The following is an 8,053-nucleotide window of genomic DNA, read 5'->3' as shown; positions in this document are numbered from 1 at the left end:
CACCCTGGCCCTCTCCCGGAGGGAGAGGGAACTGTCCGGCTGGCCGCGCAAGCGCAGCGCCGCCGGGCGATGGCAGCAGGCTCGGAGCCGCATCTATGCCGGGTGGCAGCTCGCGCCTGACCCGGCCTACAACCCCTACCATTCGAATCAATCGCGGTTTTTGTAGCCCGGACAAGGCGCGCCAGGCGCCGCATCCGGGAGTTCAACGGCGATGACGTTACTTCTGCGTTTTGGCGAATTCGTCTTTGGCTTTCTGCAACTGCTGCTGGAAGGCCGGGTTGGTGTGCAGCGTAGCGACCACCGCGGAGCCGACGATGCGCGCCGCATCGACATCGCTCTGCCAGTGATAGCCGCAGATCACCCGGCTCTCGCCGAGCTCATAGCCGCGCTTCAAAATTTCATTTTGCCGCTGCGGGTTGATCTCCGCCAGCACCAGGGCGGTGGCCCAGCCGATAGAGGTATGCCCGGACGGGTAAGAGCCGTTTTTCGACAGCTTGTCCTGCTCGGTGGTGTTGCAGGTGGAGACGCCATAGAACGCAAACGGGCGAATGCGCATGTATTTCTCTTTCGCGCCGCGGGTCGCCAGATCGCCGGCGTCTTCAATCATATTGGTCAGCAGTTTGTGGAGCTGAGGCGCGTCTTTCTCGGTGATTGGGGAACCAAAGGCGCTGGAGAAGGCATTGGCCACGCCGCCCGCGCTGAGGTTGGCATCCTCTGCCGCCAGCTTCCCGCGCTCGGTATTGCGCAGCAGACGCCCCTGCTCATACATCGCCTGATCGTTTAAAAACGCGATACTGCCCACCGCCGGCGGCGGCGGCAACAGCGCCAGGCTGTCGATGGCCTGGGCATTGGTCAGATAGTAGAGATCGGGCTTGGTGGTGACATCGTTCCCGGGGGGAACCAGAGCAAAGGCGTTAACGGAGAAGAAACTGGCCAGGCAAAGGGCAAGAACACGCTTTTTCATTAGAATTTCCTTACGTCATAATCATTCCAGAGAAGACAGTTCTGTGTTGTCACATTTCTGTCATCTTTAAGTAAAAGTGAAAATGGTCGGGAAAAAATTGCCGTGTCTCGCAAAAACGGCTTTTTGTCTGCTTAATGAGCAACCATACGCGATTTCAGACTGTCGTACTTACCACCCTGGCGTTTGGGCGCTAACATAGCGGGATTGCAATGACAGGAGATGTCCATGAGCGAGCAAGCCATTCGTTTAACGCAATACAGCCACGGAGCCGGTTGTGGTTGTAAAATTTCCCCGAAGGTGCTGGAAACCATCCTGCATAGCGAGCAGGCGAAGTTTGTCGATCCGAACCTGCTTGTCGGCAACGAAACCAGCGACGATGCCGCCGTCTACGATCTTGGTAACGGCACGTCAATCGTTAGCACCACCGATTTCTTTATGCCGATCGTCGATAATCCGTTCGACTTTGGCCGCATCGCCGCCACCAACGCCATCAGCGATATTTTCGCCATGGGCGGGAAACCGATTATGGCGATTGCCATCCTTGGCTGGCCGATCAACACCCTGGCGCCGGAAATTGCCCGTGAAGTGGTCGAGGGCGGGCGCTTTGCCTGCCAGCAGGCCGGGATCGCGCTGGCAGGCGGCCATTCCATTGACGCTCCGGAGCCGATCTTCGGTCTGGCGGTCACCGGCGTGGTGCCCACCGAGCGCATCAAGAAAAACAGCACTGCGCAGGCGGGCTGCAAACTGTATCTCACCAAACCGCTGGGGATCGGTGTGCTGACCACCGCGGAGAAAAAATCGCTGCTCAAGCCAGAGCATCAGGGACTGGCGACTGAAACCATGTGCCAGATGAACCTCGCCGGCGCCGCGTTTGCCGCCATCGACGGGGTGAAGGCGATGACCGACGTCACCGGCTTTGGCCTGCTCGGCCATCTTAGCGAGGTGTGCCGCGGGGCCGGCGTGCAGGCGCAGCTGCGCTATGCCGATATCCCAAAACTGCCGGGGGTGGAAGGCTATATTGCCGCCGGCGCGGTGCCGGGCGGCACCGGGCGCAACTTTGCCAGCTACGGCCATCTGATGGGCGAGATGCCGGCGGAGTGGCGGGACCTGTTGTGCGATCCGCAGACCTCCGGCGGCCTGCTGCTGGCGGTGACTCCGGAAGCGGAAGCCGAAGTCCAGGCCGCTGCGGCGGAGTTCGGCATTAAGCTGGCCGCCATCGGCGAGCTGGTCACCGCCCGCGGCGGACGACCCATGATCGAGATCCGTTGATTCGATGCGGTTGTTTATTGCGGAAAAACCGAGTCTCGGTCGGGCTATCGCCGATGTGTTGCCTAAACCGCACCGCAAAGGCGATGGCTATATTGAGTGCGGCAACGGGCAGGTGGTCACCTGGTGTATCGGCCATCTGCTGGAGCAGGCGCAGCCGGACGTCTATGACAGCCGCTATGCCCGCTGGAATCTCACCGACCTGCCGATTGTGCCGGAGAAATGGCAGCTACAACCCAAACCCTCGGTCACCAAACAGCTCAATGTGATCAAGCGTCTGCTTGGCGAGGCGCAGGAAGTGATCCATGCCGGCGACCCCGACCGTGAGGGGCAGCTGCTGGTGGACGAAGTACTCGATTACCTGCAGCTGGCGCCGGAGAAGCGTCAGCAGGTGCAGCGCTGTCTGATTAACGATCTCAACCCGCAGGCGGTGGAGCGGGCGATCAATCGCCTGCGCGCCAACAGCGAGTTCGTGCCGCTCTGCGTGTCGGCGCTGGCGCGGGCGCGTGCCGACTGGCTGTACGGCATCAATATGACCCGCGCCTATACTCTGCTGGGGCGCAACGCCGGCTATCAGGGGGTACTGTCCGTGGGGCGGGTGCAGACCCCGGTACTTGGCCTGGTGGTTCGCCGTGATGAAGAGATTGAAAACTTCGTCGCCAAAGACTTCTTCGACGTGAAGGCGCATATCGTCACGCCGCAGGAGGAACGTTTTGTCGCTACCTGGGTGCCAAGCGAAGCCTGCGAACCTTATCAGGATGAAGAAGGGCGTCTGCTGCATCGTCCACTGGCTGAGCACGTGGTTAAGCGCATCGAAGGCCAGCCGGCGCTGGTGACCGGCTATAACGATAAGCGCGATTCCGAACCCGCGCCGCTGCCATTCTCGCTGTCGGCGCTACAGATTGAGGCGGCCAAACGTTTCGGCTTCAGCGCGCAAAACGTGCTGGATATCTGCCAGAAGCTGTACGAAACCCACAAGCTCATTACCTACCCGCGTTCGGATAGCCGCTACCTGCCGGAAGAGCACTTCGCCGGCCGTCATGCGGTGCTGAATGCGATTGCCGTCCATGCGGCGGACCTGCTGCCGCAGCCGGTGATGGATCCGGAGATCCGCAACCGCTGCTGGGATGATAAAAAGGTCGATGCGCACCATGCGATTATCCCGACCGCCCGCAGCAGCCAGGTCAAGCTCACCGATAACGAAGCGAAGGTCTACCACCTGATCGCCCGGCAGTATCTGATGCAGTTCTGCCCGGACGCGGTGTTCCGCAAATGCCAGATTGACCTCGAGATCGCCAACGGCAAGTTTGTCGCCAAGGCGCGTTTTCTGGCAGAGGCTGGCTGGCGGACGCTGCTGGGCAGCAAAGAGCGCGATGAAGAGAACGACGGCACGCCGCTGCCGGTGGTGGCCAAAGACGATGAACTGCTGTGCGAGAAGGGCGAAGTGGTGGAGCGTCAGACGCAGCCGCCGCGCCACTTCACCGACGCCACGCTGCTGTCGGCGATGACCGGGATTGCCCGTTTCGTGCAGGATAAAGATCTGAAGAAGATCCTCCGCGCCACCGACGGTCTCGGCACAGAAGCGACCCGTGCCGGGATTATCGAGCTGCTGTTCAAGCGCGGTTTCCTGACCAAAAAGGGGCGTTATATCCACTCCTCGGACGCTGGCCGGGCGCTGATTCACTCCCTGCCGGAGATGGCCGCGCGTCCGGATATGACCGCCCACTGGGAATCGGTCCTGACGCAGATCAGCGAAAAGCAGTGCCGCTATCAGGACTTTATGCAGCCGCTGGTGGGGACGCTGTTCCAGCTGATCGATCAGGCGCGGAGCACGCCAGTGCGCCAGTTCCGCGGCCTGGCCGCGCCAGCCGGGGCGAAAAAATCCTTCACTAAAGGTAAAGGCAAGCCGAAAGGGAAAAAAGCGGCAGACGATGCTGCGCCGCCGCCGCAGTAACCCGCCGGTGGTCGCGAGGATGCGAATCCCCGCGGCCACCGCTTCTCCGCCAGCCAGGTCAATGGTCTACACTAAACAGCCGGGCAGGGCTTGACGACTTCCCCCCTGAATGCGTCTTCGCGCTTGCCGATAATGTTGCTCATTTCTCTCACCGGCGATAAGGAGGACCCGTGAAATATATCGCTATTAGCCAACCGGGCGGCCCGGAGGTATTGCAGATCCGCGAAGGAGAAATCCCTGCTATTGGGGAGAATGAGGTGCTCATTGAGGTGAAGGCCGCCGGCGTCAACCGGCCGGATATCCTGCAGCGCCAGGGGCTGTACCCTATGCCCAAGGGCGTCACCCCCGTACCTGGCCTGGAGGTGGCGGGCGTTGTGGTTGAGGTCGGCGCGCAGGTCACAGCGTTTACGCCCGGCGATCGCGTTTGTGCGCTCACCAACGGCGGCGGCTATGCCGAATACTGCGCCGTGCCGGCAGGCCAGACGCTGCCGATCCCGGCGGGCCTCAGCTTTAGCGAAGCGGCCGCCATTCCGGAAACGTTCTTCACCGTCTGGGCGAATGTCTTCCAGCTGGGTAAGCTGCAGCCTGGCGAAAGCATCCTGATCCACGGCGGCGCCAGCGGGATTGGCACCACCGCGGTCCTGCTGTGCCACGCGCTGGGGATGACCGTCTATGCCACCGTTGGCCAGGACGAAAAAATCGCTGCCCTACGTCCCTATGCTACGGCGATTAACTACAAAACCGATGATTTTGCGGAAAAAATCGGCCAGTTGACCCACGATGAAGGCGTGGATGTCATTCTGGATATCGTTGGCGGCCCTTACTTTAACCGCAACCTTGGGATACTGAAAAAGGATGGACGGCTGGTGATCATCGGCTTTATGGGCGGACGAATCGCTCATGAGGTTGATATTCAGACCCTGATGCTCAAGCGAGCCACCATCACCGGCTCAACCATGCGCGGCCGGACGGCGGCGGAGAAACAGGAGATTGCCGAGGCGCTGCGGCGCCACGTCTGGCCGCTGCTTGAGGCAGGGAAATGCAAGCCGATGATCTACGCCAGCTACCCGATGGCGGAGGTTGCCGAGGCCCATGCTTGTCTGGACAGTGGTCAGCATCTGGGGAAAGTGGTGATCACGATGACGTCGTGAGACGCATCCCGGCGGGCAGCCGCCGGGATGGCGTCAGGGGAGGTTAAATCACGCCCTGGGCCAGCATGGCATCCGCGACTTTCACGAAACCGGCGATATTCGCACCGCGCACGTAGTTTGTCTGCTTCGCTTCGCCGCCGTACTGCACGCAAGCGTGGTGGATATCCAGCATGATGTGATGCAAACGGGCATCCACTTTTTCCGCTTTCCAGCCCATGCGCGCGGCGTTCTGCGCCATCTCCAGACCGGAAGTCGCCACGCCGCCGGCGTTGGCCGCTTTGCCCGGGGCAAACAGCACGTCAGCTTCCAGGAACAGGTCGGTTGCGGCGATGGTGGTCGGCATGTTGGCGCCTTCCGCCACGGCCTTCACGCCATTGGCAATCAGCTGGCGGGCGGCATCGACGTCCAGTTCGTTCTGGGTCGCGCAAGGCAGGGCGATATCCACCGGCACTGACCACGGCTGCTGGCCTTCAAGATAGGTAAGGCCAAATTCGCGGGCGTAGTCGGCCACGCGGCCATGGGCACGCTCTTTAATGTCGATCAGGCGGGCCAGTTTTTCTTTGGTGAAGCCCGCTTCGTCAACGACGGTGCCGTTGGAGTCGGAGGCGGTGACCACCCGCGCGCCAAGCTCCATCGCTTTCTCAATGGCGTATTGCGCGACGTTGCCGGAGCCGGAAACCGCCACGCGAGCGCCTTCGAAGCCGAGGCCGTGACGTTTGAGCATCGCTTCGGTGAAGTAGATCAGACCGTAACCGGTGGCTTCCGGACGGATCAGGCTGCCGCCAAAGGAGAGGCCTTTACCAGTGAAGACGCAGGCGCTGTTGTTGGAGAGCTTGCGCATCATCCCGGCCATAAAGCCGACTTCGCGGCCGCCGACGCCGATATCGCCCGCCGGTACGTCGGTATCCGGGCCAAGGTGGCGATAGAGCTCGGTCATCAGCGCCTGGCAGAAGCGCATCACTTCGCCATCGCTCTTGCCTTTAGGATCGAAATCGCTGCCGCCTTTCCCGCCGCCCATCGGCAGGGTGGTCAGGGCGTTTTTGAAGGTCTGCTCGAAGCCAAGGAATTTGAGAATCGACAGGTTAACCGACGGGTGGAAACGCATCCCGCCTTTATACGGGCCGATGGCCGAGTTGAACTGCACGCGCCACGCGCGGTTGACCTGGACCTGATTGCGGTCATCCACCCACACCACGCGGAACTGGATCACGCGCTCCGGTTCCACCAGACGTTCCAGCAAAGCAAGCTGACGATAGCGCGGATTTTCCTCAAGGAAAGGCCACAGGGTGGTCATCACCTCCCGGACGGCTTGAGCAAATTCGGTTTGATGAGGATCGCGCTGTTGAACGCGGGTGAGAAAGCCTTCCAGAGTGCACGTCTGATCCATAGATATAAGTTCCCCTTATGGTTGTGGTTGCATGTATTTATTATGATTCGGTCCTTGAAAAAACCGATTTTCCGACTATAACACCGCTAATCCTTAGGCAAGCAAGGAAAAATTAAGCCGACAACAAAATTTATAATTGTCCGCCCGTCATAACTAAAAACGATGACGAGGCGGCGGGCGGATCAGCGGCCGGAAAGGGTCGGGCGCTGGGCGATAAAGGCATGCAGCAGAGGAATATCGGCCGGGGCGAGATCGAAGGTTAAGGCGTCGGCGGGCAGGCACCAGCGCAGCTGAGTGTGATAGTGGGCCAGCGGTATGCCCTGAAAGTGCGGCACCCACCAGGCGTGCAGATGGATCTGGCGGCCGGAGACTTCCCGCTGATGGCTGGCAATATAGCATGCCGGGTGGGCGATGATGCTCATCTCCTCCTGTAGCTCGCGGGCCAGCGCCTGCGGCTGGCTTTCACCAGGCTCCACTTTGCCGCCAGCGAACTCCCACATCCCCGGCTGGTCGGCGTGGGGTGGACGCTGCGCCAGCAGAATCTTGCCATCCTGTTCAATAATGGCTGCGACAACATCAATCATTTTTAGCATAAGCATCAACGTGAATAAGACGAATCTGGCCTATTATCACCGCCATAGACCTTGACTGACAACCGCCAACCCTGCTGGAGACCTCCGTGCTTGATAGCCACCTGCATCCGCGCCTCAAACCCCTGCTTAACGCTGTCGCCGGCGCGCTTGACCGCCCGGGTATTTCACCGGACGGGCTGACGCTCCTCGGTTTTGCCATCGGCGTGCTGGCTCTGCCCTTTCTGGCGCTGGGGTGGTATAGCGCGGCGCTGGTCGCTATTCTCTTCAACCGCCTGCTGGATGGTCTGGACGGCGCTCTGGCGCGGCGGCGCGGGCTCAGCGACGCCGGCGGTTTTCTCGATATTGCGCTGGATTTTCTCTTCTACGCCCTGGTGCCGTTCGGCTTTATTCTGGCGGATCCGCTGAACAATGCCCTGGCGGGGGCCTGGCTGCTGTTTGCCTTTATCGGCACCGGCAGCAGCTTTCTCGCTTTTGCCGCACTGGCGGCCAGGCATCAGATCGCCAATCCCGGCTACGCCCATAAATCGCTGTACTATCTTGGGGGCCTGACGGAGGGGACGGAGACCATCCTGTTGTTTGTCCTCTGCTGCCTGTTTCCGGCGCATTTCGCCTGGCTTGCGTGGCTGTTTGGCGCGCTGTGCTGGCTGACGACGGCGACGCGCATCTGCAGTGGCTACCAGACCTTAAAGCGGGTGGTGTGAGCGGGAAAGCGCGCGTCGCTGGCTGGGGGCGACGCGC

Annotated in this window: 7 protein-coding genes; 4 read left to right on the top strand and 3 right to left on the bottom strand. The window is 60.9% G+C overall.

Features of this window, described 5'->3' with window-relative positions; all coding sequences use genetic code 11:
* Positions 1-217 precede the first annotated feature (217 nt).
* On the bottom strand, positions 218-964 hold the full coding sequence (gene phoC, locus HMPREF3096_RS08950) for an acid phosphatase PhoC (protein ID WP_008807621.1): 747 nt from the start codon (positions 962-964) through the stop codon (positions 218-220).
* Between the two features lie 225 nt (positions 965-1,189).
* Here phoC and selD point away from each other — a divergent pair, with 225 nt between their 5' ends.
* The 3 genes from selD to HMPREF3096_RS08935 all read left to right on the top strand — a co-directional run bounded on the left by selD (position 1,190) and on the right by HMPREF3096_RS08935 (position 5,335).
* On the top strand, positions 1,190-2,233 hold the full coding sequence (gene selD / locus HMPREF3096_RS08945) for a selenide, water dikinase SelD (protein ID WP_012542093.1): 1,044 nt from the start codon (positions 1,190-1,192) through the stop codon (positions 2,231-2,233).
* 4 nt (positions 2,234-2,237) lie between these two features.
* The gene (locus HMPREF3096_RS08940; RefSeq protein WP_023297427.1) at positions 2,238-4,184 is read left to right on the top strand and encodes a DNA topoisomerase III; all 1,947 of its coding nucleotides are present in this window, start codon (positions 2,238-2,240) and stop codon (positions 4,182-4,184) included.
* Positions 4,185-4,354: 170 nt separating this feature from the next.
* The gene (locus HMPREF3096_RS08935; RefSeq protein ID WP_012968472.1) at positions 4,355-5,335 is read left to right on the top strand and encodes an NAD(P)H-quinone oxidoreductase; all 981 of its coding nucleotides are present in this window, start codon (positions 4,355-4,357) and stop codon (positions 5,333-5,335) included.
* Positions 5,336-5,378: 43 nt separating this feature from the next.
* Here HMPREF3096_RS08935 and gdhA read toward each other — a convergent pair whose 3' ends face one another.
* Together gdhA and HMPREF3096_RS08925 are read right to left on the bottom strand one after the other, a co-directional pair.
* Positions 5,379-6,722 (bottom strand): NADP-specific glutamate dehydrogenase, encoded by a 1,344-nt coding sequence (gene gdhA, locus HMPREF3096_RS08930; RefSeq protein WP_008807617.1) that lies wholly within the window; start codon positions 6,720-6,722, stop codon positions 5,379-5,381.
* 182 nt (positions 6,723-6,904) lie between these two features.
* Positions 6,905-7,315: a pyrimidine (deoxy)nucleoside triphosphate diphosphatase gene (locus HMPREF3096_RS08925; protein ID WP_064180204.1), complete on the bottom strand. Its 411-nt coding sequence runs from the start codon at positions 7,313-7,315 to the stop codon at positions 6,905-6,907.
* An 86-nt stretch (positions 7,316-7,401) separates the two neighbouring features.
* Here HMPREF3096_RS08925 and HMPREF3096_RS08920 point away from each other — a divergent pair, with 86 nt between their 5' ends.
* Positions 7,402-8,016, top strand: coding sequence for a CDP-alcohol phosphatidyltransferase family protein (locus HMPREF3096_RS08920; RefSeq protein ID WP_032730109.1), 615 nt, complete (start codon positions 7,402-7,404; stop codon positions 8,014-8,016).
* Positions 8,017-8,053 lie beyond the last annotated feature (37 nt).

The sequence above is a fragment of the Klebsiella sp. HMSC25G12 genome (assembly GCF_001807705.1).
Taxonomy (GTDB): domain Bacteria; phylum Pseudomonadota; class Gammaproteobacteria; order Enterobacterales; family Enterobacteriaceae; genus Klebsiella; species Klebsiella variicola.
This window is presented reverse-complemented; position numbering and strand designations above follow the sequence as displayed.

Excerpts from the sequence above, each read along its gene's own strand:
- HMPREF3096_RS08925 (WP_064180204.1), bottom strand. The coding sequence starts at position 7,315 with ATGCTAAAAATGATTGATGTTGTCGCAGCCATTATTGAACAGGATGGC.
- selD (WP_012542093.1), top strand. The coding sequence starts at position 1,190 with ATGAGCGAGCAAGCCATTCGTTTAACGCAATACAGCCACGGAGCCGGT.
- HMPREF3096_RS08940 (WP_023297427.1), top strand. The coding sequence starts at position 2,238 with ATGCGGTTGTTTATTGCGGAAAAACCGAGTCTCGGTCGGGCTATCGCC.
- gdhA (WP_008807617.1), bottom strand. The coding sequence starts at position 6,722 with ATGGATCAGACGTGCACTCTGGAAGGCTTTCTCACCCGCGTTCAACAG.
- phoC (WP_008807621.1), bottom strand. The coding sequence starts at position 964 with ATGAAAAAGCGTGTTCTTGCCCTTTGCCTGGCCAGTTTCTTCTCCGTT.